General features: G+C 57.6%; 20 protein-coding genes and 1 pseudogene. 8 read left to right on the top strand and 13 right to left on the bottom strand.

The features are described 5' to 3' along the window. The first annotated feature begins 85 nt into the window (after window positions 1–85). Window positions 86–646 carry a DUF3251 domain-containing protein gene (locus tag SERAS12_RS05035; protein ID WP_013811727.1) on the top strand — a complete coding sequence of 187 codons (561 nt, stop codon included), beginning with the start codon at window positions 86–88 and terminating at the stop codon, window positions 644–646. Between the two features lie 77 nt (window positions 647–723). On the opposite strand, the gene secF is transcribed toward SERAS12_RS05035, so the two are convergent. From secF to queA, 5 genes are all read right to left on the bottom strand, one after another. Next, a complete protein-coding gene (gene secF, locus SERAS12_RS05030; RefSeq protein WP_013811726.1) occupies window positions 724–1692 on the bottom strand; it encodes a protein translocase subunit SecF in 969 nt (322 codons plus the stop codon). 10 nt (window positions 1693–1702) lie between these two features. After that, on the bottom strand, window positions 1703–3550 hold the full coding sequence (gene secD, locus SERAS12_RS05025; protein ID WP_071531432.1) for a protein translocase subunit SecD: 1848 nt from the start codon (window positions 3548–3550) through the stop codon (window positions 1703–1705). 25 nt (window positions 3551–3575) lie between these two features. Beyond that, window positions 3576–3908: a preprotein translocase subunit YajC gene (yajC, locus tag SERAS12_RS05020; protein WP_004949246.1), complete on the bottom strand. Its 333-nt coding sequence runs from the start codon at window positions 3906–3908 to the stop codon at window positions 3576–3578. Window positions 3909–3941: 33 nt separating this feature from the next. Beyond that, the gene (gene tgt, locus SERAS12_RS05015; protein WP_013811725.1) at window positions 3942–5066 is read right to left on the bottom strand and encodes a tRNA guanosine(34) transglycosylase Tgt; all 1125 of its coding nucleotides are present in this window, start codon (window positions 5064–5066) and stop codon (window positions 3942–3944) included. Window positions 5067–5138: 72 nt separating this feature from the next. Then, window positions 5139–6209, bottom strand: a complete 1071-nt coding sequence (queA, locus tag SERAS12_RS05010) for a tRNA preQ1(34) S-adenosylmethionine ribosyltransferase-isomerase QueA (RefSeq protein WP_013811724.1) — start codon at window positions 6207–6209, stop codon at window positions 5139–5141. Window positions 6210–6329: 120 nt separating this feature from the next. Here queA and SERAS12_RS05005 point away from each other — a divergent pair, with 120 nt between their 5' ends. The 3 genes from SERAS12_RS05005 to ggt all read left to right on the top strand — a co-directional run bounded on the left by SERAS12_RS05005 (window position 6330) and on the right by ggt (window position 9737). Beyond that, a complete protein-coding gene (locus SERAS12_RS05005; protein WP_013811723.1) occupies window positions 6330–6911 on the top strand; it encodes an ACP phosphodiesterase in 582 nt (193 codons plus the stop codon). A gap of 229 nt (window positions 6912–7140) precedes the next feature. Then, window positions 7141–7743: a peroxiredoxin C gene (locus tag SERAS12_RS05000; protein ID WP_004949238.1), complete on the top strand. Its 603-nt coding sequence runs from the start codon at window positions 7141–7143 to the stop codon at window positions 7741–7743. A gap of 230 nt (window positions 7744–7973) precedes the next feature. Then, on the top strand, window positions 7974–9737 hold the full coding sequence (gene ggt / locus SERAS12_RS04995; RefSeq protein WP_013811722.1) for a gamma-glutamyltransferase: 1764 nt from the start codon (window positions 7974–7976) through the stop codon (window positions 9735–9737). 65 nt (window positions 9738–9802) lie between these two features. On the opposite strand, the gene malZ is transcribed toward ggt, so the two are convergent. Next, window positions 9803–11626, bottom strand: a complete 1824-nt coding sequence (gene malZ, locus SERAS12_RS04990) for a maltodextrin glucosidase (RefSeq protein WP_013811721.1) — start codon at window positions 11624–11626, stop codon at window positions 9803–9805. Window positions 11627–11874: 248 nt separating this feature from the next. Between malZ and SERAS12_RS04985 the strand changes: the two genes are divergently transcribed. Then, entirely contained in the window at window positions 11875–13140 is a 1266-nt protein-coding gene (locus SERAS12_RS04985; RefSeq protein ID WP_013811720.1) for a mechanosensitive ion channel family protein, read from the top strand. A gap of 131 nt (window positions 13141–13271) precedes the next feature. Beyond that, entirely contained in the window at window positions 13272–13535 is a 264-nt protein-coding gene (locus tag SERAS12_RS04980) for a hypothetical protein (RefSeq protein ID WP_013811719.1), read from the top strand. Window positions 13536–13568: 33 nt separating this feature from the next. Here the strand turns inward: SERAS12_RS04980 and proY are convergent, their stop codons facing one another. The 6 genes from proY to phoB form a co-directional block, all read right to left on the bottom strand. Continuing rightward, a complete protein-coding gene (gene proY, locus SERAS12_RS04975; RefSeq protein WP_013811718.1) occupies window positions 13569–14975 on the bottom strand; it encodes a proline-specific permease ProY in 1407 nt (468 codons plus the stop codon). 71 nt (window positions 14976–15046) lie between these two features. Beyond that, the gene (gene brnQ, locus SERAS12_RS04970) at window positions 15047–16366 is read right to left on the bottom strand and encodes a branched-chain amino acid transport system II carrier protein (RefSeq protein ID WP_013811717.1); all 1320 of its coding nucleotides are present in this window, start codon (window positions 16364–16366) and stop codon (window positions 15047–15049) included. A 448-nt stretch (window positions 16367–16814) separates the two neighbouring features. Beyond that, the gene (locus SERAS12_RS04965) at window positions 16815–17921 is read right to left on the bottom strand and encodes a cobalamin-independent methionine synthase II family protein (protein WP_013811716.1); all 1107 of its coding nucleotides are present in this window, start codon (window positions 17919–17921) and stop codon (window positions 16815–16817) included. Window positions 17922–18135: 214 nt separating this feature from the next. Continuing rightward, entirely contained in the window at window positions 18136–19074 is a 939-nt protein-coding gene (locus SERAS12_RS04960; protein ID WP_013811715.1) for a PstS family phosphate ABC transporter substrate-binding protein, read from the bottom strand. A 16-nt stretch (window positions 19075–19090) separates the two neighbouring features. After that, window positions 19091–20407 carry a phosphate regulon sensor histidine kinase PhoR gene (gene phoR, locus SERAS12_RS04955; protein WP_013811714.1) on the bottom strand — a complete coding sequence of 439 codons (1317 nt, stop codon included), beginning with the start codon at window positions 20405–20407 and terminating at the stop codon, window positions 19091–19093. Window positions 20408–20431: 24 nt separating this feature from the next. Then, window positions 20432–21121, bottom strand: coding sequence for a phosphate response regulator transcription factor PhoB (gene phoB, locus SERAS12_RS04950; protein ID WP_004949222.1), 690 nt, complete (start codon window positions 21119–21121; stop codon window positions 20432–20434). A gap of 223 nt (window positions 21122–21344) precedes the next feature. On the opposite strand from phoB, the gene sbcD reads away from it, so the two are divergent. Continuing rightward, complete coding sequence (gene sbcD, locus SERAS12_RS04945; RefSeq protein WP_013811713.1) at window positions 21345–22577, top strand: exonuclease subunit SbcD; 1233 nt, start codon at window positions 21345–21347, stop codon at window positions 22575–22577. Continuing rightward, window positions 22574–25828, top strand: a complete 3255-nt coding sequence (gene sbcC / locus SERAS12_RS04940; RefSeq protein ID WP_013811712.1) for an exonuclease subunit SbcC — start codon at window positions 22574–22576, stop codon at window positions 25826–25828. Before sbcD ends, sbcC begins: the two co-directional genes overlap by 4 nt. Here the strand turns inward: sbcC and SERAS12_RS04935 are convergent. Continuing rightward, a pseudogene (locus SERAS12_RS04935) lies at window positions 25825–26124 on the bottom strand (helix-turn-helix transcriptional regulator); the annotation flags it as partial. The gene sbcC and the pseudogene SERAS12_RS04935 overlap by 4 nt on opposite strands. Window positions 26125–26527 lie beyond the last annotated feature (403 nt).

The following is a 26527-nucleotide window of genomic DNA, read 5'->3' as shown; positions in this document are numbered from 1 at the left end:
TGGCGCTAAAACGGCGGCGCGCATGACTTTCCTCGCCGGGCGGGCTAAGCTGATAACAGGAGATATTGAATAGGAAATCGCCGCCATGACAATCCCTTATCCGAAAGTTTTCCTGCTCAGCGCGTTTGTTCTGCTGGCGGGCTGCGCGCAAACTCACGAGGTGCCGAAGCTCCGCCATCAGGTGGTTGAACTGAATCAGAAATTAACTACGCTGACCCAGCAAGCCACGGCGCTGGAACAGCAGAACCAGCTGAATCAGAACTCCACCAGCGGCGTCTACCTGCTGCCTGCGGCCAATAACGCCGCACGCCTGCAAAGCAGCATCGGCGAACTGAGCGTGTCGCTCAGCCACGTTAAAGCCGAAGCCAACGGCACCCAGGCATTGCTGCACGTACGCACGCTCTCGCAGGCTTCGCTACCTGCATTTAAAGCGGTGGTGGAATGGGGGCAACTGGATGCCGTCACCGGTAAACCGCTCACCGCCGACTCGCTGTCACAACCGGTCGCCAGTGCAGACTCGCTGTTGCCGAAGCCGGAGCAGAATTTCGAACTGCGCTTTAGCGGCCTGACGCCGGAGCAACTGGGCTTTGTGCGGCTGCACAGTCTCGTTCCGACCGCCCAACCGGCGGTGGTACAGCAACACTGATACGCACTCCCTCGCCGCAGGCAAAAAAAAGGAGCGCCAAATGGCACTCCTTTTTATTACACCGAAAAATCAGCGCATTAAGGCAGAATCGAAGGCTGATCTGCGCCCTCTTTTTCCACTTTCTGTTGCAGCATGTGCTCGCGTTTCATACCCAGTTTCAACGCCAACGCGGACGCTACGTAGATAGAGGATATGGTACCGATAGACACGCCGATCAGCATCGCCAACGAGAAGCCCTGCAGCATGGCGCCACCGAAGATGTACAGCATCAGCACCACCATCAAGGTGGTACCGGAGGTCATCAATGTACGGCTCAACGTTTGGGTCAACGACACGTTCATGATTTCGTAAGGCGTACCGCGACGGATCTTGCGGAAGTTCTCACGAATACGGTCGGAAACCACGATACTGTCGTTCAGCGAGTAACCGATAACCGACATCAATGATGCGACAATGGTCAGGTCAATCTCGATATGGAACAGCGACAGCACGCCCATAGTGATGATCACGTCGTGCGCCAGCGCAATAACCGCCCCCAGCGCCAGGCGCCATTCGAAACGGAAACCGACGTAGATCAGGATACAGATCAACGCCACCAGCAACGCCATGCCGCCGGTCTGCGCCAGTTCACTGCCCACGCTCGGGCCGACGAACTCGATACGCTTCACGGTGGCGTTTTTATCCACCGCGTCGTTGATCACGCCGATCACTTTATTACCCAGTTCCTGGCCTGCGTTGCCGGTCGCCGGTGGCATACGCACCATCACGTCACGGCTGCTGCCGAAGTTCTGGATAATCGGGTCCTGGAACCCGGCTTTTTCCAGCGTATCGCGCATCAGATCGAGATTAGCCGGCTTTTCCAGGCTGATTTCAATTACCGTACCGCCGGTAAAATCCAGACCCCAGTTAAACCCGCGTACCGACATGGTGGCGATTGACGCGACCAACAGCAGCAATGAGATGCCGAAGGCCACGTAATCCCAGCGCATAAAGTCATAGACTTTACGGCCGTAGTTGAGTTGTTCAACAGTATAATCCTGTGCCACAACGCACTCCTCAGATAGACAGCTTGTTAATGCGTTTGCCGCCGTAAAGCAGGTTGACGATGGCACGGGTACCGACAATCGCGGTGAACATGGACGTCGCCACACCGATTGCGGTAGTAATCGCAAAGCCCTTGATCGAACCGGTGCCCACTGCGTACAGAATGATGGCGGTGATCAGGGTCGTGATGTTGGCGTCAACAATACTGGAGAACGCGCCTTTATAGCCTTCATGGATCGCCTGTTGAATGGAGCGTCCATTCTTCAGTTCTTCCTTGATACGTTCGTTTATCAGTACGTTGGCGTCGACCGCCACCGCCAGCGTCAGCACGATACCGGCAATGCCCGGCATGGTCAGCGTCGCCCCCGGCAGCAGGGACATCACGCCGACAATCAGCACCAGGTTGGCCACCAGCGCCGTCGTGGCGATCATGCCGAACTTACGGTACCAAACCACCATGAACACGATAGAAGCCACCAGGCCCCACAGACAGGCTTCCAGACCTTGGGTAATGTTCTGTTGCCCCAGGGTTGGGCCGATAGTACGTTCTTCCACGATCTGGATAGGGGCAATCAGCGCACCGGCGCGCAGCAGCAGCGAGAGCTGACGCGCTTCGTTCGGGTTGCCGATACCGGTGATACGGAAGCTGTTGCCCAAGCGTGACTGAATGTTCGCCACGTTGATCACTTCTTCCTGCTTCACCAGAATCGCACGGCCGTTGGCGTCTTTCTTGCCGCTGTCCTTATACTCCACGAACAGGGTCGCCATCGGTTTGCCGATGTTGTCCTTGGTGAAGTTGGACATTGACGTGCCACCGGCGCTGTCGAGCGAGATATTAACCTGCGGCTGGTTGTATTCGTCGGTGCTGGAGGTAGAGTCGGTGATGTGGTCACCGGTCAGGATCACACGCTTATACAGCACTACCGGCTGGCCTTCGCGCGTGTTTTTCACCTCGGAATCACCCGGTACACGGCCGTTGGCCGCAGCTGTCGCATCCGCGTTGGTGTTGACCAGACGGAATTCCAGCGTAGCGGTAGCGCCCAGGATCTCTTTGGCGCGTGCGGTATCCTGAATACCCGGCAATTCAACCACGATACGGTCAGAGCCCTGGCGCTGCACCAGCGGTTCGGCAACGCCGAGCTGGTTAACGCGGTTACGCAGGATAGTGATGTTCTGCTGCACCGCGTATTCGCGCGCTTCGCTCAGACGAGCATCCGTCAGGCTGGCCTTCAGGGTGTTGGTGCCATTGGCGGAAAGCACCAGATCGCGCTGACGCGGGGTTATGTAGCTGATGGCCTGATCGCGGGCGGCATCGTCACGGAAGCGAACTTCCACGCCGTTGTTGTCCAGCTTGCGGATAGACGCATAAGGAATGCCCTTTTCACGCAATTCGCTGCGCAGGGTATCCATGGTTTGTTCCTGCAGCTTGCCCAGCGCGGTGTCCATGTCCACTTCCATCAGGAAGTGCACGCCACCACGCAGGTCCAGGCCCAGCTTCATCGGTTCGGCGCCCAACATGGCCAACCAGGCCGGCGTGGCCGGAGCCAGGTTCAGCGCGACGACGAACTTGTCGCCCAGCTCCGCCATCAAGGCTTCACGGGCACGCAACTGAACGTCAGGATCTTTAAAGCGAGCCAGGATGGCGCCATTTTCCAGCGCAATCGACTTGCTCGCGATATTGTCTTTTTCTAATACGGTACGGACTTGGTCCAGCGTAGTTTCACTGGCGGCGACACCGCGCGCGCCAGTGATTTGTACAGCCGGATCCTCACCATAGAGGTTGGGAAGCGCATAAAGCAGACCGACGATGATCACAACGATCAGCATCAGATACTTCCACAAAGGATAACGGTTTAGCACGGCAATTCCCTTCGGGAAAACAAAATTACAGGGCCTTCATGGTACCTTTCGGCAGAACGGCCGCCACGAAGTCACGCTTGATCATCACTTCCGTGGTGTCGTTCAGCGCAATGGCGATGATGCCGGTGTCAGCCACTTTGGTCACGCGGCCAATCAGGCCACCGGTGGTCAGCACTTCATCACCCTTGCCAATCGAGTCCATCAGCTTCTTGTGCTCTTTAGCGCGTTTTTGCTGCGGGCGCAGGATCATGAAATAGAAAATCAGACCAAACACGACCAGCATAATGATCAGAGAGTACGGGCTTCCCTGAGCCGGGGCCCCTGCGGATGCGACGGCGTCAGAAATGAAAAAGCTCATTGAAATTCCCTCATTAAGTTATCAATTATTAATTCAAGCGTTTAAAGGTGGAACCGGTTTGCCGATCCGACCGTAGAAATCCGTAACAAACAGCTCTAATTTACCCTGTTCAATAGCCTGGCGTAAACCCGCCATCAGGCGTTGGTAGTGGCGCAGGTTATGAATGGTATTCAATCGGGCACCCAGTATTTCGTTGCAACGATCGAGATGATGCAAGTAGGCGCGGCTGTAATTGCGACACGTGTAGCAATCACAGTCTTTATCCAGCGGAGAAGTATCATCCTTGTGCTTGGCATTACGGATTTTTACCACACCGTCAGTCACGAACAAGTGGCCGTTACGGGCATTACGCGTTGGCATCACGCAGTCGAACATATCGATACCGCGACGCACGCCTTCAACCAGATCTTCCGGTTTGCCTACGCCCATCAGGTAGCGTGGCTTATCTTCCGGAATTTGCGGGCAAACATGTTCGAGAATACGATGCATATCTTCTTTTGGCTCGCCTACAGCCAAGCCGCCAACAGCGTAACCATCAAAGCCGATATCCACCAGCCCTTTTACTGAAACATCTCGTAAATCTTCGTAAACACCGCCCTGAATAATGCCGAATAAGGCGTTTTTATTATTCAGTTCGTCAAAACGTTGACGGCTGCGCTGCGCCCAGCGCAGTGACATCTCCATCGAGCTCTTGGCGTAATCCCAGTCGGCCGGGTACGGCGTACACTCGTCGAAAATCATTACGATGTCGGACCCCAGGTCATACTGGATTTCCATCGATTTTTCCGGGCTGAGGAACACTTTATCGCCGTTAATCGGATTACGGAAATAAACGCCTTCCTCTTTAATTTTGCGCATCGCCCCCAGGCTGAACACCTGGAAACCGCCGGAGTCGGTCAGGATCGGGCCGTGCCACTGCATGAAATCATGCAGATCGCCATGCAGTTTCATGATCTCCTGCCCTGGACGCAGCCACAGGTGGAAGGTGTTGCCCAGCAGAATCTGCGCGCCAGTCTCTTTCACTTCTTCCGGCGTCATGCCCTTTACCGTGCCATAGGTGCCGACAGGCATAAAGGCCGGGGTTTCCACCACGCCGCGCTCAAAAATCAGGCGGCCGCGGCGGGCGCGACCATCGGTAGTGTCTAATTCGTACTTCACAAAACCTCCAGCGCCAGAGAAACAGTCTGGCGTCGTTAAAACAGGGCCGCGCCAAATGCGCAGCCCGGGGAATCAGGCGCCGACGGACTCGTGTTCCGCCTGCGGATTACGGCTGATGAACATCGCATCGCCATAGCTGAAGAAACGGTACTGCTCGGCCACTGCCTGCTGATAGGCATGCATGGTGTTTTTATAACCGGCGAAGGCGGATACCAACATGATCAGCGTCGACTCCGGCAGGTGGAAATTGGTCACCAGCGCGTCGATCACCTGATAGTGGTAACCCGGGAAGATAAAGATGCTGGTATCGCCGAAGAACGGCGCAATCAGCGCGTCCTTGCTGGCGTTGGCCGCGCTTTCCAGCGAACGTACCGAGGTGGTTCCCACCGCTACTACGCGCTTGCCACGTGCTTTACAGGCCAGCACCGCGTCAACCACTTCCTGCGGAACCTCGGCGTATTCCGCGTGCATCACGTGCTCTTCGATGGTTTCCACCCGCACCGGCTGGAAAGTGCCCGCGCCCACATGCAGGGTGACAAAAGCCATCTCAATGCCCTTCGCGCGCAACGCAGCCAGCAGCGGCTCATCGAAGTGCAGCCCGGCGGTCGGCGCCGCAACGGCGCCCGGTTTCTCGCTGTAAACCGTCTGATAAAGCTCGCGGTCGGCGTCTTCATCCGGCCGATCGATATACGGCGGCAGCGGCATATGGCCAACGGCATTGAGGATAGTGAACACATCGCGTTCATCGTTGAAGCGCAATTCGAACAGCGTATCGTGGCGCGCCATCATGGTAGCGGCAACGCTTTCGTCATCGCCCAGCAGCAGTTCAGCGCCCGGCTTTGGCGCTTTTGAAGCGCGCACGTGCGCCAACACCCGATGATCGTCCAGCACACGCTCGACCAGCACTTCAATCTTGCCGCCGCTGACCTTGCGGCCAAACATGCGCGCCGGGATCACCCGGGTATTGTTGAATACCAGCAGATCGCCGGCTTCCAGGTTGTCCAGCAGATCGGTGAATACGCCGTGCGTCAGCGCCCCGCTCGGCCCGTCCAGCTGCAGCAAACGGCAACCGCTGCGCTCAGGCTGAGGATAATGGGCAATCAGGGACTCGGGAAGTTCAAAGGAAAAATCGGCGACGCGCATGGGTATTCACTTCTTCAATATAAGACTGGTTGGTAAAAAACAAGCGGCCTAGTCTAAAGCCGCGGGCGGTCAGCAGCAAGAAATAAGGAGGATTTGCACGACTTCGGATACAATGCCCAGATGAACTTCCTTGCACATCTCCATTTGGCTCAGTTGGCGGAAAGCTCACTGCTGGGCAACCTGTTGGCCGACTTCGTGCGCGGCAACCCCGCAGGTGAGTACAATCCCGAGGTAGTGGCCGGCATAATGATGCACCGCCGCGTCGACGTACTGACCGACAGCCTGCCGCAGGTGAAGGTTTGTCGTGACTTCTTCAGTGACGAACACCGCCGCGTGGCGCCCATCACGCTCGACGTGGTGTGGGATCATTTCCTGGCGCGCCACTGGCAGCAGTTGGAGCCGTCCCTCAGCCTCCACAGCTTTACCCAAGAAGCCCGCAGCCAGATCGTTCCGCATTTGCCGGTAACGCCACCGCGCTTTCAGAACTTAAACGGGTATTTATGGCAGGAACGTTGGCTGGAGCGCTACGCCGAGCTGCCGTTTATCGGCACCGTGCTGGCGGGCATGGCCAGCCGCCGTCCACGCCTGGCCGCTCTGGCCGGCTCCTTCGCCGACGTGGAGCGTCACTATCATCAGCTTGAAACACAGTTCTGGCAGTTTTATCCGCAGATGATGCAGCAGGCAAAAGATAAAAAGCTTTAACGTCAAACCAAACCCATTGAAAATTCGACGTTTTACAAGAAATTGGGTTTTAAGCCTTGCCCTTTTGCAGGAAAAGGTTACTTTTAAAGCTTGCTAAATTTAATTATCGAATTTGATAGGTAAAAGCTATCTCATCGATTGGTCTTTTACCCTTTATTCACCGAGTCTTGGTCCCTATACTGGCCCTTGCTTTTACATCAACCCCTTAATACCTATTACAGGAGTAATTATGGTCCTGGTAACTCGTCAAGCCCCTGACTTCACTGCAGCTGCCGTATTGGGCAGCGGCGAAATCGTTGAAAACTTCAACTTTAAGAAGCACCTGAACGGTAAACCAGCCGTACTGTTCTTCTGGCCGATGGACTTCACCTTCGTATGTCCTTCTGAGCTGATCGCTTTCGATCACCGCTATGAAGAATTCCAGAAGCGTGGCGTTGAAGTGGTTGGCGTTTCATTCGACTCAGAATTCGTTCACAACGCATGGCGTAAAACCCCTGTCGAAAATGGCGGCATCGGTGAAGTGAAATACGCCATGGTTGCTGACATCAAACGTGAAATTCAGAAAGCTTACGGGATCGAACACCCAGAAGCCGGCGTTGCGCTGCGCGGTTCTTTCCTGATCGACAAAGACGGTGTGGTTCGTGCACAGGTTGTTAACGACCTGCCAATCGGCCGTAACATCGATGAAATGATCCGTACCGTTGACGCGCTGCAATTCCACGAAGAGCACGGCGAAGTGTGCCCGGCTCAGTGGGAAAAAGGCAAAGCAGGTATGGGCGCATCTCCAGACGGCGTAGCTAAATACCTGTCCGAGAACGCTTCCAAGCTGTAATTTCAGCCTGCAAGTGAATCAACCGGCCCTCGTGGCCGGTTTTTTTTGCTCTTTTTTAGGGCAGCCTGCCCCCCATCCGGGCTTTATTTCCCTGTTTCCGCTCACATTTCCAGCCCTGAACACCGCGTAATACCCCACCTGTAGCTACTATAAATAACGCTGGCTCGCTCTTTGCAGGGTAAAAACGGCAAGCCAATCACAATAAGAACACTGACAGGGTAGGAATAACTATGTTTTTACAGAAATGGAGCAAGCCGCTGACCATGGCGGCGCTGCTGGTCAGCAGCAGCCTGTACGCCGCCTCCAACCCGGCGGTCGAAGCCAAAAATGGCATGGTAGTGACATCGCAACATCTCGCCTCGCAGGTTGGCGTCGATATCCTCAAGCTGGGCGGCAACGCCATCGATGCCGCAGTGGCGGTCGGCTATGCGCAGGCGGTGGTGAACCCCTGCTGCGGCAACATCGGCGGCGGCGGTTTTATGACGGTACACCTGGCCGACGGTACCGACACCTTTATCAACTTCCGTGAAACCGCTCCGGCGGCGGCCAGCGCCAACATGTACCTGGATGCCGAAGGCAACGTGAAAAAAGGCGCCAGCCTGTATGGCTATCTGGCGGCGGGCGTACCGGGCACCGTGCTGGGCATGGAAACCGCACGCCAGAAATACGGCAAGCTGAGCCGTGAGCAGGTAATGGGGCCGGCGATCAAACTGGCGCGCGAAGGCTTTGTACTGACCCGTGCCGATACCGATATTCTCGACACCACCGTCGCCCGTTTCAAACAGGACCCGGAATCCGCCAAAATCTTCCTGCGCCCGGACGGCACCGCACTGCAACCGGGCGACCGTCTGGTGCAGAGCGATCTGGCCAACACCCTGGAAGCCATCGCCAAAGACGGCCCGGATGCCTTCTATAAGGGCAAGATCCCGCAGGCCGTGGAGGCCGCAGCCAAACAAGGCGGCGGCATCCTGACGGCGACCGACTTCGCCAACTACAAAGTGACCGAAACGCCGCCCATTACCTGCAGCTACCGTGGCTATAAATTTGTTTCAGCACCGCCACCCAGCTCCGGCGGCGTCACACTGTGCGAAATCCTCAACGTGGTCGAAGGTTATGATCTGAAAAGTAGGGGCTTTAACTCAGCGGCGACCATCCACACCCTGACCGAAGCGATGCGCCACGCCTATATGGACCGTAATACCTACCTTGGCGACCCGGAATTCATCAAGAACCCGATCGATCGCTTGGTCAGCAAGAGCTACGCCGAAGAGATCCGCAAAAAAATTGTCGCCGACAAGGCAACGCCGTCAGAGAACGTACAGCCGGGTATGGAACCCCACGAAAAACCGGAAACCACCCACTATTCTATTGTCGATCATGACGGCAATGCCGTCTCCACCACCTATACCGTCAACGGTCGCTTTGGCGCGGTCGTAATAGCCCCGGGTACAGGTTTCTTCCTCAACGATGAAATGGACGATTTCACCGTTAAAGTCGGCGAGAAAAACCTGTACGGATTGGTGCAGGGCACCGCCAACAGCATTGCCCCCGGTAAGCGCCCACTATCGTCGATGAGCCCGACGCTGGTGACCAAAGACAACAAAATCTTTATGGTGCTTGGCTCGCCGGGCGGTTCGCGCATCATCACCATCACCCTGCAGACCGCGCTGAACGTGATCGACCACGGCATGGCGCCGCAGGAGGCGGTGGATGCACCGCGTATTCACCATCAATGGCTGCCGGACGAAGTTTATTACGAGCAGCGTGGCGTCTCCGCCGATACGCTGAAACTCCTCGGCGGCATGGGTTATAAGATGGTTGAGCAAACGCCGTGGGGCGCCGCCGAACTGATTCTGGTGGGCCTGCCGGGTGCCGCAGGCGTTAGCCCGGCCAATTCCGGCAACGACTCTGCGGTTTCCGGCAAGGTACGCGAAGGTTATCTGTACGGCGCCAATGACGTGCGCCGCCCGGCAGGTTCAGCGGTAGGCTATTGATCTTATAGAAAGTGTGAACGCACACTAACTTAATCAGGGGCCGGCTTATCGGCCCCTTCACTGCCTTAGCCTCCCCGTCGCCACAAGGTGACCGACTCTTCGCCCAGTTGCAGCGTCATGCCGTTCTGCTCTTCTCTCAGCTCACCATGCCCTTCCAGCCGCTGCCATTTGCCTGCGGCCAGCAGCGGGCTGTACGGCAATGCCACTTCACCGCCGCCGCCACGCTGTAATGCCACCAATACCTGCTCCCGTTGATAAAGGCGCACGAATACCAGCGTTTCACCGGCCGCATATAACACCTGGCAACCACCGCGACGCAGCGCCAGACTCAGTTTACGCAGCGCCGCCATCCGTTGGCACAGCGCCAGCAGGCTCTGATCCCACTGATTCTCATCCCACGGGAACGGCTTGCGACAGAACGGGTCGTTGGCGCCATCCAGGCCAATCTCGTCGCCATAATATAAGCAGGGAACGCCAATCCAGCTCATCAACCACACCGCCGCCATCTGCATTCGCGCCTGATTGCCCTGCAACAACGTCAGAAAGCGCGCAGTATCATGGCTGTCGAGCTGGTTAAACTGAATCAGTTGGCTGCCGTGCGGTAATCCGGCACGGTAGCCGTCCATCCACTGCGCGCAGTCCGCAGCGTCCATCTGTACCGGGTGATGCGCCACATCCAGTCCGGCAAGGAACCCTCTTACCGGCAGGGCGAAGCCCATATAGTTCATCGCCGCGTCTTCTACGCCGGCATGCAGCCAGCGGCGCGCATCGCCAAAATGTTCGCCCAGCACGTAGGCCTGCGGGTTTTCCTGTTTGACCGCCTGATAAATGCCGGCAAGATGTTGGAGATTGCCGGTAGCACCGCCGTTCTCACCCAGCATATGCACCACGTCCAGCCGCCAACCGTCGATGCTGTACGGTGGGCGTAACCAGTGGCGCACCACGCTACCGTCGCCGCGATAAATCTTCTCGGCCACCTGAGGTTCGGCAAAATTGAGCTTCGGCAGGCTGGCATTGCCTTTCCAGTCCAGCGCCCGGCCGTCAGGGTAGAAATTGAACCAGCCGCGGTACGGTGAATCCGGGTGGTGACAGGCGCCATTGTCGCCCTGCTGATGACGATCAAACCAGGGGTGGGAATCGCCGGTATGGTTAAACACCCCGTCCAGTACCAGTTTCATCCCCACCTTGTGAGTACTCACTCGCAAACGCTGCAAGGCGGCATTGCCACCGAAATAGGGATCAACCTGGTAATAGTCTTCGGTATCGTATTTATGCACGCTCGGCGCGGTGAAAATCGGGTTCAGGTAGAGTGCCGTAATGCCCAGTTTCTGCAGGTAAGGCAGCTTTTGACTGATGCCATCCAAATCGCCGCCATAGAAAGTGGAAGCGGCATCCCGGTCTTCCAGCGGATGCTGCCAGTCGCGACGCACCACGTCGCAACCGGCCGCGTGATGGCGATAGCTGCCGTTCTGAATACCGTGCTCGCCGCCGCTGCCGGCGAAACGATCGGGGAAAATTTGATAAAATATCTGATCCGCCACCCAGGCCGGGCTGCGGTCAGGTTCGTCGAGCGCAAACTGCGTCAGTTGGCCCGGCGGGATCAGCGACCAACCCTGAGGCCCGAACCATTGCTGACGATCGGCCCACACCAACTTGAAGCAGTAGCGCCGCGTGGCCTCTCCTTCGTTCAGCGTCAGGCTGGCCTGATAACGCCACCGGCCTTCAGCGCTGTGCGCTTTCATGATCAGCAGCCATTCTTCGTTATCCGGCTCGGCGCGTAAAAACACCCTTTCAGGCAAATCATCACCCTGTAACCACAGCGTGATATCCAGACGTTGTCCCTTCTTCACCACAAAGGGCGGGACCGGTTGATGCCAGGCGTTAAGCATACTGTTCTCCTGCTGTACAAAACGAAATCGACGACGTTATTCAATGCCACGAACAATGCCACGTTAAGTGCAAGCCCCCCTCCTCTTTGGCCGCTAAACTCGGGGAGGAGCCGGGGGGTGGAGATAGGCAGCCGGCGGCAACCCTATGTAAAAAAGGGTAAACAGCCGCACATTATGGCCCGCAGCCATTAGGCTAACGTCTTTTGAGTGTATTGGATATTTTTTGCGCATTTTTTAAAGGAGCGATAATGCAACAACAGATAACACTGTGGCTGGAGAAGTTCGGGCTGGAATTCAGCGGCGTGATGTCTCTGCTGATGGTGCTTGGGCTGATCGTCCTGATTTCGGTGGCCATCCATCTGGTGCTGCACCGCGTGGTGCTGGCGACGATCCAACGCCGTGGCCAGCAGTCGCAGCGCGTATGGCAACAAGCGCTTACCCAGTACAAGCTGTTTCAGCGCATGGCGCTGTTGCTGCAAGGGGTCATCATCAATCTGCAAGCGGTGTTGTGGCTGCGCGCCGGCGGCGAGACGCAGGCGTTCATCGTCACCGCCGCGCAGGTCTGGATCATGGGCTTTGCCCTGCTGTCGCTGTTTTCGCTGCTGGATACGCTGCTGGCGGTGCTGCGCCAAAGTCCGCTGTCGAATCAACTGCCGCTGCGCGGCATTTTCCAGGGGCTGAAACTGGTAGCGGCCATTTTGATCGGCATCATGATCGTTTCATTGCTGATGGGCAAATCACCATTGCTGCTGCTCAGCGGTCTGGGTGCGATGACTGCGGTGCTGATGCTGGTGTTCAAGGATCCCATCCTCGGGCTGGTGGCCGGCATTCAGCTTTCCGCCAACGATATGCTGAAAATCGGCGACTGGCTGGAGATGCCGAAATACGGTGCAGACGGCGCGGTCACCGACATCGGCCTGACCACGGTAAAAGTACGTAACTGGGACAACACCGTCACGACCATTCCCACCTATGCGCTGATCTCAGATTCCTTCAAGAATTGGCGCTCAATGTCGGAATCCGGCGGGCGGCGCATCAAGCGCAGCATCAATATCGACACCACCAGCGTGCATTTTCTGTCCCCGGAAGAGCAACAGCGCCTGAATCGCAATCCGCTGTTGCAGCGTTATCTGAACGATAAAACGCAAGAACTGAGCCACTATAATCAGCAGAGTGCCGTGGATCTCAGCTCACCGCTCAACGGCCGCCGCCTGACCAATCTCGGCACGCTGCGCGCCTACCTGGTGGCTTACCTGCGCGCTCACCCCAATATTCATCAGAGCATGACGCTGATGGTGCGCCAAATGGCACCGACGCCGGAGGGCTTGCCGCTGGAGATTTACGCCTTCACCAACACCACTGTGTGGGCGGAATACGAGAGCATTCAGGCCGATATCTTTGATCATATTCTGGCGGTGATTAACGAGTTCGATCTGCGCGTGCATCAAACGCCCACCGGCAACGACATGCGTAGCATGCTGAGCCAAATGCGAGCGGCGACGGACGTTTCCTGACGCAGGCTGACGTAACTGTTTCAGCCGGTAATGACTATCAACCCAGGGGCAACGGATGTCTCGGCCCGCTTTTCTTTCGGCCTAAAAACAGCGTTAATGCATTGATTATCGCCCGCTGAAGGAAAAGAGGATTGCTGAAACCATTACGCCACCGGCTGTTTACCTCGCTGGCCACGCTGCTGTTTATTGGCTGTCTGCACAGCGCTTCGCTGGACGAAAGCCGTATGAGTCGGACCTTGCAGCCGGCGCTTAGCGCCCTGAGCAGCAATATGCAGGATATCCGCGAAGTGCTGGCGCGCGCAGCAGGAGAAGGGAAGGAAGAACGACTGAACGACAGCAGCCTGCGCATCGAAGCCCGAGCTTCCGGCGACGATGAGCCCGAGGAAAACCGATAAAAAAACACCGGCGCATGGCCGGTGTTTTTATTTTTAATCCTGCTGCTGCGCCAGCACCGCCCGCTTTTTCTGGCGGTTGACCTTGAAGTAGTAACCCGCCAGCAGCACCACAACCCACACCAGACCGGCGTAAAGCGATACGCGGGTAGTTGGGAAGTAGCCTATCAGACCAATGATGAACGCCAGGAAGATAATCGCAATCACCGAGGTGAACACGCCGCCGCGCAGCGGGAACGCCAGCTTTTTCACCTGCTCTTTGCTCAGACTGCGGCGGAAGGCAATCTGCGAGCACAGGATCATGATCCACACCCACACGGTGGCAAAGGTAGCCAGCGAGGCAATCACCAGGAACACGTTTTCCGGCATGATGTAGTTGAGATACACCGCCAACAGCAACGCCAGCATCATCACCAACACCGTGACCCACGGAATGCCGCGCTTCGACACCTTGCTGAACATCTTCGGCGCATGGCCCTGTTCGGCCATCCCGTGCAGCATGCGGCCTACGCCGAACACATCGCTGTTAATCGCCGACAGCGACGCGGTGATCACCACAAAGTTGAGGATGCCCGCAGCCACGGTAATTCCCATGTGCTGGAAGGTCAGCACAAACGGGCTGCCGTTGGTGCCCACCTGATTCCACGGATAAATCGACATGATGACGAACAGCGTACCGACGTAGAACACCAGGATGCGCCACGGCACCGAATTGATGGCCTTGGGAATCGACGTTTTCGGGTCCTTGGCTTCACCGGCGGTGATACCGATGATCTCGATGCCGCCATAGGCGAACATCACCAGTTGCAGCGACAGGATCATGCCGATAAAGCCATTGCTGAAGAAGCCGCCGTTGGACCACAGGTTATGGATACCTGTCGGTTGCCCGCCGTTGCCAATCCCCCAAATGATGATGCCGATACCGGCGGCAATCATGATGATGATGGTGGCGACCTTGAAGAACGAGAACCAAAACTCCAGCTCACCGAACACCTTCACGCTCATCAGGTTGATGGCACCGATCACCAGCACCACGCTCAGCACCCAAATCCAGTGCGGCACCTCGGGGAACCAGACGCCCATATAAATGCCGAACGCGGTCACGTCGGCGATGGCGACGATCAGAATTTCAAAACAGTAGGTCCAGCCGGTGATATACCCGGCCATCGGGCCAAGGTAGTCCTGCGCGTAGCGGGAGAATGAGCTGGCCTGCGGGTTGTTGACCGACATCTCGCCCAAAGCGCGCATGATGATAAAGGCGACGATACCGCCAATCAGGTACGCCAGCAAAACGCTCGGGCCGGCCATTTTAATGGCATCCGCCGAACCGTAGAACAGGCCGGTGCCGATGGCCGATCCGAGAGCCATAAAGCGGATATGACGCGTGCTGAGACCGCGCTTCAGCTTATTGGCCGCAGGGGCGGAGGGTGACTGTTGTTGCATGAAAATAACCCGTGTTTTTTAAACGTAAAAAAGCCACGGACAAGTCCGTGGCCCAAAATTCAGCCGGGGGATTATGGGTGCGCGGTCACTTCAGAACGCGTACAAACCCGGTCATAAATCGCGACCAACACCAGCATCAGCAGAGAAGGCGACAGCCATGCCAGCCCCTGCGCAGCCAATGGCAGGTGATTGGTCCACTCCGGCAACAGGTGCTGGAAGGCGGACGCTTTCACCGCGTCAAGGATACCAAACAACAAGCTGACCAGCATCACCGGCGCCACGATACGCGTCGCGCTGTTCCACCAACGCAGGGTGAAGCTCAATACCACCAGCACGATACACGGCGGGTAAATCGCGGTCAGCACCGGGATAGAGATCTGGATCAGATGGCTCAGGCCCAGATTGGAAACCACCATCGAGAACAGGCCCAGAATAAAGACCAACGTCTTATAAGAGAACGGCAGGTACTGAGCAAAGAACTCGGCGCAGGCACAGGTCAGGCCTACCGCAGTCACCATGCAGGCAATGAAGATCAGCGCCGCCAGGAAGAAGCTGCCCAACCCACCGAAGGTATTTTGCACATAAGCGTGCAGGATCACCGCGCCGTTGGTCGCGTCCGGCACCAACACGCCGCTGCCGGAACCCAGCTTGAACAGGCTCAGGTAAACCAGCGTCAGGCCCACACCGGCGATCAGACCAGCCAAAATGGTGTAGCGCGTCAGCAGGCCGGCATCTTTCACGCCGCGGGAACGCGCAGCGTTGACGATGACGATGCCGAACACCAGCGCGCCCAGCGTATCCATGGTCAGATAGCCGTTGACGAAGCCGGAAGAGAAAGGAACGTGCTGATAAATGTCGGTAGCCGGAATAGGGGTGCCCGCCGGCCAAACCAACGCGGCAATGCCGAGTGCGCCGAGCGCAACGATTTTCAGCGGAGCCAGCACGTGGCCCACGGTATCGAGCAAGCGGCCCGGATACAGTGAGATGCCGATTACCAGCGCGAAATACACCAGGCTGTAGATAAACAGCGGCATGGCGCCGTCACCGGTCAGCGGCGCAATACCCACTTCAAAGGACACGGTCGCGGTACGCGGGGTGGCGAACAGCGGGCCAACCGCCAGATAGCAGACCGTCGCCAGCAGCAAACCGGCGCTGCGGCCAATCGGCGTGCTAAGGGCGTCAATACCGCCGCCAACGCGTGCCAGAGCGATAACGGTTATCACCGGCAAACCGACTGCGGTAATCAGGAAGCCGATTGCTGCGGTCCAGACGTGCTCACCGGACTGTAAACCGACCATCGGCGGGAAAATGATGTTCCCGGCGCCGACAAATAAGGCAAAGGTCATAAAACCCAGCGCCATAATATCTTTTGACGTTAAACGATGACTCATACGATGTCGTGCTGCCTGTTCAAATGAAAAAAAGTACCCGATATCGTGGTGACGTAATGCCCCCACCCGGCTGCCGGCTTGCCCTTTCATCGTGAGACCAATAAGAGCAGAAAACGCATAACGTCCGACGTTTTGTCCTTATTCGAAATTAACCACTCATGATGTTGGGCAGAGTTTTAGGAGTTATAAATGGAAGTTTAGTCCGACAACGGGGGGTAAGTTAAACGTTTATAGCGTTGAAAGGCAAGTCGTGCGACAAAAACCAGAGCTATCGACCAGATAATCTTTTGTCACCAGTCGATCATAGTGGCTATCAATAAATATACACTACATGATTTGTATCATTTTTGAGCATCGCATTCACAAACCGTGAAGCATCCGGCTTGAGACCGCGCGAAAACGCCAATAAACGATCGGTTTTCGCGTGGTCTGAACGGGATCTGCGCGCTTACCAAACCTCTCGGGCAATATTCACCACGCTTTGCAGCTTATTCCACTGCTGCTGTTCGCTCAGGCTATTGCCCTCTTCGGTCGAGGCAAACCCGCATTGGGTGCTGAGGCACAACTGGCGGCGATCGACAAACTGTGCGGCCTCCTCGAGGCGCTGTTTCACCTGTTCCGGGTTCTCCAACTCGCCGTTTTTGGTGGTGATCAGACCGAGCACCACCTGCTGTTTACCGGGTTTGATAAAACGCAACGGCTCGAATCCCCCGGAGCGCTCGTTGTCGTATTCCAGGAAGAAAGCGTCGATATTCACCTGGCCGAACAGGATTTCCGCCACCGGCTCGTAGCCGCCTTCGGAGATCCAGGTAGAGCGGAAATTACCGCGACACACGTGCAAGCCGATAGTCAGATCGTCCGGCTTGCCGGCGATCGCCGCATTCAGCACGTCGGCGTAGATCTTCGCCAGACGATCCGGATCCTCACCGCGCTCGCGGATCTGCCGCCGTTGATCGTCCGAACACAGATAAGCCCAGACGGTGTCATCCAGTTGCAGATAGCGGCAGCCTGCATCATAAAACGCCTTGATCGCGTCACGGTAAGTCTGCGCCAGATCGTCGAAATAGACATTCAGATCCGGGTAAACCCGGCTGTCGATGGCCTTGCGCCCGCCGCGAAAGTGCAGCACGCTCGGGCTGGGAATGGTCATTTTCGGCACCGCATCGCCGGCCGTCGCCTTCAGGAAACGAAAATCCGCCAGCATCGGGTGCTGGGGATTAAAGCCCAATTTACCGACCACCTTGATGCTGCGCGCGCGGGTTTGCACGCCGTTGAACTGGATCCCCTGATCCGCATCATAACCTTCCACGCCGTCCAACCCTTCCAGGAAGTCAAAATGCCACCACGCACGGCGGAATTCGCCGTCCGTCACCACCGCCAAACCGAGGTCTTTCTGTTTTGCCACCGCCAAACGGATCTGCTCGTCTTCAACCGCGCGCAGCCGGGCGGCATCGATTTCACCCTGCTGGAACTGCTGGCGAGCGGTTTTCAGCGCCACAGGGCGCAACAGGCTGCCGACAACGTCAGCGTGAAAGGCATGGTTGCAATCGCACATATTTATAACTCCCGGTGACAGGCAAAGGATCGAGCCTCTTTGCTTCAATGATTGACAGTGTGAACTATTACGCTGGGTTATTATGGACATCCAGACGGCTAAAATTAGCATTGAGGAGCATCCTGTCACGCCGCTTGTCGGGCGGCAATGGAAGAATTTTCATTGGTGTTGAGAGAAATTCATGTTGGGCGCCACGCAACCGCCCGTTGGAAGGTTACTTCAGGCCCAGCGCCAGCCGGGTTTTGCGCAGTGTATCGGATGGCAGCGGCAGGTAACCGTCATGATTAACCAGCTTTTGCCCGGCATCGGACAGCACGCGATCGAGAAAAGCGGCGGTCAACGGCTCCAGCGGTTGGTTGGGGGCTTTATTGATGTAAATGTACAGATAGCGCGACAACGGGTAACTGCCGTTGCTAACGTTGGTGTCATTGGGGATGACATAGTTTTCGCCCGACTCCGCCAGCGGCAGCAGACGCACGCCACTGGCGCGAAAACCGATGCTGGCGTAGCCAATGCTGTTCAGCGAACCGGCCACCGCCTGCACCACCGAGGCCGAACCGGGCAGCTCATTGACCCGCGGCATAAAATCGCCACCGCACAGGGCGCGCAACTTGAAATAGCCGTAGGTGCCGGAGGCGGAGTTACGCCCGAAACGTTGGAGGTCGCGCTGTTGCCAACTGCCGGGCAACCCCAGCTCCCCCCAACGCATCAGCGGCCGGCTTTCACCGCAGCGCCGGGTAGCGGAGAAAATACGGTCGAGCTGCTGCAGGTTCAGACCGCGCAACGGATTGTCCTGATGCACCAGCACCACCAGCGCATCCACCGCTACCGGCACGGCCAGCGGCGCATAGCCATAACGGTGTTCGAACGCCGACACTTCCGCCGCCTTCATCGGCCTGCTCATTGGCCCAAGCTGCGCTGCGCCCGCCGCCAGTGCGGTAGGCGCGGTTGAAGAACCGGCGGCCTGGATCTGCAAATTGACGTTAGGATAATGCTGACTGAAGTCCTGCGCCCACAGCGCCATCAGATTCGCCAGCGTATCGGAGCCGACGCTCGACAGGTTGCCGGACAGCATACCGTCCGGCTGCGCCAGTGCGCCGCGGCTCACCAGCAGCACCAGGCACAGCAACAGCCATCGGGTGATTCGGATCATGCCAGCCTCTCGCGCGTTAATTTTTCACCGCATTCTCTGATAAAGCTGCAGGAACAATCAACCGGTTAGGCAAGGTAAAGATGAAACGGGTGCCAATCCCCTGTTCGCTGAGGATCTCCAACCGCGCATCGTGGTGGCTGAGCGCATGCTTGACGATCGCCAGCCCCAGCCCGCTGCCGCCGGTCTGGCGTGAACGGGCTTTATCGACACGGTAGAAACGCTCGGTCAGGCGCGGAATATGTTCGGCGGCGATACCCGGCCCGTTGTCGCTGACCTGGAACTGCGCGCCATTTGGCGTCTGTTGCCAGCTCACCTCAATATTGGTGCCCTTCGGCGTGTGATTGACGGCGTTATACACCAGATTCGACACCGCGCTGCGCAGTTGGTCATCGTTGCCGAACACCTTGAGCTGCTCGTTCACCCGGAAGGTAATCTCATGGTTGCCGCCGCTCAGCGACTGCGCCTCACGCTGCAACACCCGCAACATCAACGGGATATCGACCCGCTCGTTCATATCGACGTTAGGCGCCGCCTCAATGCGCGACAGCGTCAACAGCTGTTTGACCAGCCCGTCCATGCGCCGGGTCTGCTCTTGCATGGTGCCCAGCGCCTTACCGCGCAGCGAGCCGTCCAGCTCCTCGTCGCTCATCATCTCCAGGTAGCCCTGCAATACCGTCAGGGGTGTACGCAACTCATGGCTGACGTTGGCGAAGAAGTTGCGGCGCGCGCCTTCCAGCTGACGCATTTGGGTGACGTCGCGCGCCACCATCAACAGTTGCCCTTCCGAATAGGGCATCACGCGGAACTCGACGTAGTGCTCGTTATTGAGTTGCAGCGTCAGTGGCCGCGTGAACTCCTGCTGTTGCAGATAGTGGCTGAACTCCGGGTAACGCAGCAGATTAAGGATGTGTTGGCCGTTGTCTTCCGGCCAGCGGAATCCCAGCAGATGCTGCGCCAACCCGTTGCACCAGAAGATATTGCCTTCAACGGTGGTCATCACCACCGCATCGGGCAGCGATTCCGCGCCGCTGCGAAAGCGTTTGATCAACAGCGCCAGTTCACGGCGACGGCGACGGTTGCGCTGCTGCATCTGGTACAGGCCGTAAAACAGCGGCTCCCAGCTCCAGCGCCCAGGCGGCGGCGTCATGCTGCGATCGACCCACAGCCAGTGGGAAAGTTTGAGTTGGTTGTAGAAATTCCAGACCAGCGCCGCCAGCACGGCGACCAGCAGCAGCCAGGGCAAATAGCCGAAAATCAGCCCCAGCAACAAGGCAGGTAAACAGAAAAGAGCCAGCTCCAGGGCCAGCCTCTTCCAGGAAAGGCGTTCTAGCACAGCATATTCTCCAGCGCGACGCGATCAGTAACGCGTTGAGAATCGGTAGCCGGTGCCCCGAACGGTTTGAACCATTTTGTCATGACCAGTGGTCTCTAACGCCTTACGGAGCCGGCGGATATGCACGTCAACGGTGCGGTCTTCCACATAAACGTTAGTGCCCCAGACGTGATTAAGCAACTGTTCGCGGCTATAAACACGTTCCGGATGGGTCATAAAGAAATGCAGCAATTTGAACTCGGTCGGCCCCATATCCAGCGCTTGCTCATTAGCCATTACGCGATGCGAGGAAGGGTCCAGGCTCAGCCCCTGCATTTCAATCACTTCTTCCACCGCCATCGGTGAAATGCGGCGCATTACCGCCTTGATGCGCGCCACCAGCTCCTTCGGCGAGAACGGCTTGGTAATGTAATCGTCCGCTCCCACTTCCAGGCCGCGTACCCGGTCTTCTTCTTCACCGCGTGCGGTCAGCATCATCACCGGGATATCGCGGGTCAGCGCTTCACGCTTCATGTGTTTGATAAACTGGATACCGGAACCGCCGGGTAACATCCAGTCGAGCAACACCAAATCAGGGAACGGCTCAGACAGGCGCGTCACGGCGCTGTCATAATCCTCGGCTTCCAACGGTTGGTAACCATTCTGTTCCAACACAAAGCACACCATCTCACGGATCGGCGCTTCGTCTTCCACCACCAGTATGCGTCTTGCCATCGTCAATCCTGCCAATGTGTTAGCGATCACAGTTGATTGCGGGCGCCATTATGCGTCAGTTTTGTGACACTTTTATGAAAAAACCAGCCTGTTATAGCCAGTAAGCATAGCGATTATTTCCAACTGCAAAGAAAAATCATTCAGTTGTCATAATCATTGCGTCACGACAGGAGAGTCTGCCCCCTTTATAATCCCCCCATTAGTTTATCGCCCCGGGAGTGTCATGCGCCTGATCCACACCTCTGACTGGCATCTTGGCCAGTACTTTTTCACCAAAAGCCGTGCCGCCGAGCACCAGGCTTTTTTACGCTGGCTGATCGAGCAAATTGAACAGCAACGGGTGGATGCGCTGATCGTCGCCGGGGACCTGTTCGACACCGGCTCGCCGCCGAGCTACGCCCGCGAGCTGTATAACCGCTTTGTGGTGGAGTTGCAGCATACCGGCTGCCAACTGGTGGTGCTGGGCGGTAACCATGACTCCGTGGCAACCCTGAATGAATCGCGTGAATTGCTTTCTTGCCTGAATACAACGGTGATCGCCAACGCCCAAAGCGACATCGGGCAGCAAATCCTGGTGCTTAACCAGCGCGACGGCCAACCGGGTGCGGTGTTGTGCGCCATCCCGTTCCTGCGCCCGCGCGATCTGACAACCAGCCGCGCCGGCGAATCGGGCGGGCAAAAGCAGCAGGCGTTGCAAGAGGCGATCGCGGAACACTACCAGCAGCTCTACCAGGCGGCCTGCGCACACCGCGATGAACTGGGGCTCACCTTGCCGATTGTCGCCACCGGCCACCTGACCACCATGGGCGTTACCACCTCCGATTCGGTGCGCGATATTTACATCGGCACGCTGGATGCCTTCCCGGCACAGGCGTTTCCGCCAGCCGACTACATTGCGTTGGGGCATATTCACCGGGCGCAAAACGTCGCCAAATCCGAGCATATCCGCTACAGCGGTTCTCCTATCCCGCTCAGTTTCGATGAGCTGGGCAAACCCAAAAGCGTGTTTATGGTGGATTTCGCCGATGGTGCCCTGCAGCAGGTCACCGCACTGGATATCCCCAACTTCCAGCCGATGCAACTGATCAAAGGTGATTTGGCGCAGATCGAACAACAATTGCGGCAGTTCGCCGATTATCAGGGAGAACTGCCGGTATGGTTGGACATCGAAGTGGCGACACAAGATTACCTCAGCGACATTCAGCGCCGTATTCAGCTGCTGGCGGATCAACTGCCGGTGGAGGTGGTATTGCTGCGCCGCAGTAAAGAGCAGCGCCGCCAGGCCCTTGAACAGCAGGACAAGGAAACGCTCAACGAACTGAGCGTCGATGAGGTCTTCGAGCGGCGGCTGGCGCAGGAGACGGAAATCACAGAGCCCCGCCAGCAGCGGATGCGCCAAATGTTCCATCAGGTGGTCGAGACCGTGCGGCACAACGACGAGGAGCCGACCCAATGAAAATCCTGAGCCTGCGGCTGAAGAACCTCAATTCATTGCAGGGCGAGTGGAAGATCGATTTCACCGCCGAGCCTTTTGCCAGTAATGGGCTGTTCGCCATCACCGGGCCAACCGGCGCGGGTAAAACCACCCTGCTGGATGCTATCTGCCTGGCGCTGTACCACCAGACACCGCGCCTCAACGTGACACCGAGCCAAAACGAACTGATGACTCGCCACACCGCCGAATCGCTGGCTGAGGTCGAATTTGAGGTCAAGGGCGTCGGCTACCGCGCCTTCTGGAGCCAACGCCGAGCCAAAAACGCGCCGGACGGCAACCTGCAAGCGCCAAAGGTGGAACTGGCACTGCGTGAAGACGGTAAAATCCTGGCGGATAAAGTCCGCGACAAGCTGGATCTGACCGCCGCGATCACCGGGCTGGATTTCGGCCGCTTCACCAAATCGATGATGCTGTCCCAGGGGCAGTTCGCCGCCTTCCTCAATGCCGATGCCAATGACCGGGCCGAACTGCTGGAAGAGCTGACCGGCACCGAAATCTACGGCCAGCTTTCCGAACGGGTTTTCGAGCAGCACAAACAGGCCAAAGCCGATCTGGACGCCTTGCATCAACGCGCCAGCGGCATTGAACTGCTGAATGACGAACAACGTCAGCAATTGGAGAGCCAGTTAGTTGAGCTGAGCGCGCAGGAAACCGCCCTCAGCGGACAGGCCCGGCAACAGCAACAGGCGCTGAACTGGTTGCAACAGTGGCAGCAAACGCAGCTCCGGCAGCAGGAATACCAACGCCAGTTGAGCGTTGTGCAACAGGAGCAGGCTGCGGCCGAACCGCAGTTGCAACAGTTGGCGCGCAGCGAACCGGCTGAGAAACTGCGGCCGCTGCATAACGACCGTCACCGTTGCCGCAGTGAGCAGCAGGCGCTGCAACAGCAGATCGCCCAAATGGCGCAGCAGCAGGAGCATCAGCTTGCGCAGATGGCGCCATTGCAGCAGGCAGTGGAAAAAGCGCGCGCCGAGCAACAGGCGCAAGCCGAACGCCAGCAGACCCAGCAGCGGCTGATCGACGAGCAGATCGTCCCGCTCGACCACCAGATTGCTCAGTTGCAAAAAACGCAGACGGAATTGCAGCAGGCGTGCGACAACGCCGCCCGGCAGTGCCATCAGCAGAAAACGGATCTGGAGCAGTTAAACGTTCAACGCAGCCAACTGACCGCACAGGCCGGGCAGCATCGGGAGAAGCTTAACGGTCTTACCGCAGCGCTGATGGCGCAGCAACAACAGCAAAATGCGCTGGAAGCGCAGTCACCGCTGGCGGCGCTGCGTCAGCGTCAGACCGCGTTGGCCGAGCTGCGCCCGGCACGCCAGCAACTGTTCACCCTCTCCTCGCTGTTCCGCCAGACCAACGAGCGGCTCGAACAACAGCGCAAAGAGTTTACCGCCCGTCAGGCGCAGCTTGGCGAACATGAGCAACAGTTGGAAGAAACCCGGCGGCACTACAAGCAGCAAAAAGCGCATCAGTTGGACGTGGAAAAAGCCTTTGAGCTGGAAAAGCGTATCGTCAGCCTGGAAGCCGAGCGGGCGCTGCTGCAAAGCGGCGAGCCCTGCCCACTGTGCGGCTCCGCCAGCCATCCGGCCATTGAGCAATATCAGGCGGTAAAACCGTCCGAGACAGCATTGCGCCTGGCGGAAATGCGCGTCAAAACCGAGGCGCTGTACACTCAGGGCACCGAACTGCGCACCCGTTGCGAAAGCCTGAAGGAACAGCAACAGCGCCAACAACAGCAAATAGCGCAGGACGAGCGGCAACTCGCCGCCCAGCGCCAACAGTGGCAAACCCTCAGCGCGCCGCTGGCGTTTGATTTCGATCTGCAAGATGCCGGGCGCCTGAGCCAGTGGCTGAATGCCTGCGACAGCGAAGAGCGCCAGGGCCAGCAAGAGCTGTCACAGCATGAGCAGGCAGCACGCGCGGTACAGCAGGCGAAAGATGCACTGGCCGAGCTCCAGACGCAGCAACAGCAGGCGCAACAGCAACAAGCGCTGCTGGACGAGCGCTTCACCCTGCTGGAAAAAAACCACGCCGACGCGCAGTTGCAACAGCAGCGCCTGCAGCAACAGTGGCAAGAGGGCGAGAAAACCCTGGGCGAGCAACGCGCGCAGCGACTGGCTCTGTTTGGCGAACAACACATTCCGCAGGTGCGCGAACAGCTGCGTGCCCAACTGACCGCCTGCGAGCAGGCCAGCCATCAGGCAGCGGAACAATGGCAGAAAGCTCAGGAGCAGCGCGATCGCCTGGCCGGCCAGCTTGCCGGCCTGCAACAGCAACAACAACGGCAGAGCGAACGGTTGCAACAAGCGGAACAAACCTGGCTAGAAACACTGGCCGCCAGCGAATTCAGCGATGAAGCCGCTTTCAGCGCCGCGCTGTTGGATGACGCACAGCGCCGGCAATTGCAGCAGCACAAAGAACAACTGCACCAGCGGCAGGTGGAGGCCAGCGCCCTGCTGGCACAGGCGGTTCATACGCTGGAACAACAGCGGCAACAGCGCCCGGAAGGGCTGGATGAAACCCAGGCCGATGCGCAAGCCCTGAGCCAGAGCCTGGAGGCGTTGGCGCAGCAATTGAAAACCGTGCAACTGCGCCAGGGCGAAGTGCGCAACCAATTGGAAAGCGACGCCGCACGCCGTCTCAATCAGCAATCGCTGTTTGAGCAAATCAGCCAGAGCCAGCAGCAGTACGATGACTGGAGCTACCTCAATCAGCTGATCGGCTCCAAAGAAGGCGATAAATTCCGTAAATTTGCCCAAGGGCTGACACTGGATCATCTGGTGTATCTGGCCAATAACCAGCTTGGGCGACTGCACGGCCGTTATCTGTTGCAACGCAAAACCAGCGACGCGCTGGAACTGCAGGTGGTGGATACCTGGCAAGCGGATGCGCTGCGTGATACCCGCACCCTGTCCGGCGGCGAAAGTTTCCTGGTCAGCCTGGCATTGGCGCTGGCGTTGTCTGATCTGGTCAGCCACAAAACCAGCATCGACTCGCTGTTTCTCGACGAAGGCTTCGGCACGCTGGATGCGGAAACCCTGGATACCGCGCTGGACGCGCTCGACAGCCTGAATGCCTCCGGTAAAACCATCGGCGTGATCAGCCATGTCGAAGCGATGAAAGAACGCATTCCGGTGCAGATTAAGGTGAAAAAGGTCAACGGACTGGGTATCAGCCGGCTGGAGCCGCAGTTTCGGCTGGAAAGTTAGGCCGGCAACTGCCGCCACTGGCGTGGACTGATACCAAACCAGCGGCGAAAAGCGCGTGAAAATGCGCTGACGTCGGAATATCCCAGCAGCAGCGCCAATTCGGCAATCGGCAGGTGGCGCTGCTGCAAATAATGAGTCGCCAGGTCGCAGCGTACCTTGTCCACCAACGCGGTAAAGGTCCCCCCCTGTTCACGCAGGCGGCGCTGCAACGAACCGGCGGACAGGCCCATTTTCTCGGCGATAATTTCCAGCACCGGTTCTCCGCTCAGCAACGCATGGCGCACCTGGGCGCGGGTACGGTCCACCAGCGTCAGTTCGGCATTGCGCCGTTGGCACAAAATCCCGCCGTGCTCCACCGCATAGTCGAAACGATAGCCTTCCCTCTTGTTCTCCCGCCGCGTCAGACCGGCTTCCAACTGAGTGAATGCTTCCGGCTGGCAGGAAAGCGCTGTCTGCATGATGTATTCCACTGTGGCTATAACGGTGCAGGGAGGTAAGCAACTTTCGTACCAGCTTACCGGTCCGCCCCTCACCGCCCTTGCGGTCAAAAAATCACCAAAAAAGCACAATGTCGTCGCCACACTGCCCACTTTTGGTGCGCGTTCAGGTGGCCCTTATAAGCCACGCCCTCGTGCTGGCGGAGAGGCTTCGTCATGGCATAAAACCTGCAGCGTCGTGAGTGGATACCTTCTTTATCTG

The sequence above is a fragment of the Serratia sp. AS12 genome (assembly GCF_000214195.1).
GTDB lineage: Bacteria > Pseudomonadota > Gammaproteobacteria > Enterobacterales > Enterobacteriaceae > Serratia > Serratia plymuthica.
Note: the sequence above shows the minus strand (reverse complement) of the source record. Positions and strands in the feature narration are given on the sequence as shown.

Bases quoted from the DNA above. Each gene is read 5' to 3' on its own strand.
- ggt (WP_013811722.1), top strand. From the start codon at position 7,974: ATGTTTTTACAGAAATGGAGCAAGCCGCTGACCATGGCGGCGCTGCTG.
- SERAS12_RS05000 (WP_004949238.1), top strand. From the start codon at position 7,141: ATGGTCCTGGTAACTCGTCAAGCCCCTGACTTCACTGCAGCTGCCGTA.
- sbcC (WP_013811712.1), top strand. From the start codon at position 22,574: ATGAAAATCCTGAGCCTGCGGCTGAAGAACCTCAATTCATTGCAGGGC.
- queA (WP_013811724.1), bottom strand. From the start codon at position 6,209: ATGCGCGTCGCCGATTTTTCCTTTGAACTTCCCGAGTCCCTGATTGCC.
- yajC (WP_004949246.1), bottom strand. From the start codon at position 3,908: ATGAGCTTTTTCATTTCTGACGCCGTCGCATCCGCAGGGGCCCCGGCT.
- SERAS12_RS04985 (WP_013811720.1), top strand. From the start codon at position 11,875: ATGCAACAACAGATAACACTGTGGCTGGAGAAGTTCGGGCTGGAATTC.
- brnQ (WP_013811717.1), bottom strand. From the start codon at position 16,366: ATGAGTCATCGTTTAACGTCAAAAGATATTATGGCGCTGGGTTTTATG.
- SERAS12_RS05005 (WP_013811723.1), top strand. From the start codon at position 6,330: ATGAACTTCCTTGCACATCTCCATTTGGCTCAGTTGGCGGAAAGCTCA.
- phoB (WP_004949222.1), bottom strand. From the start codon at position 21,121: ATGGCAAGACGCATACTGGTGGTGGAAGACGAAGCGCCGATCCGTGAG.
- SERAS12_RS04960 (WP_013811715.1), bottom strand. From the start codon at position 19,074: ATGATCCGAATCACCCGATGGCTGTTGCTGTGCCTGGTGCTGCTGGTG.
- SERAS12_RS04965 (WP_013811716.1), bottom strand. From the start codon at position 17,921: ATGTGCGATTGCAACCATGCCTTTCACGCTGACGTTGTCGGCAGCCTG.
- SERAS12_RS05035 (WP_013811727.1), top strand. From the start codon at position 86: ATGACAATCCCTTATCCGAAAGTTTTCCTGCTCAGCGCGTTTGTTCTG.
- proY (WP_013811718.1), bottom strand. From the start codon at position 14,975: ATGCAACAACAGTCACCCTCCGCCCCTGCGGCCAATAAGCTGAAGCGC.
- malZ (WP_013811721.1), bottom strand. From the start codon at position 11,626: ATGCTTAACGCCTGGCATCAACCGGTCCCGCCCTTTGTGGTGAAGAAG.
- sbcD (WP_013811713.1), top strand. From the start codon at position 21,345: ATGCGCCTGATCCACACCTCTGACTGGCATCTTGGCCAGTACTTTTTC.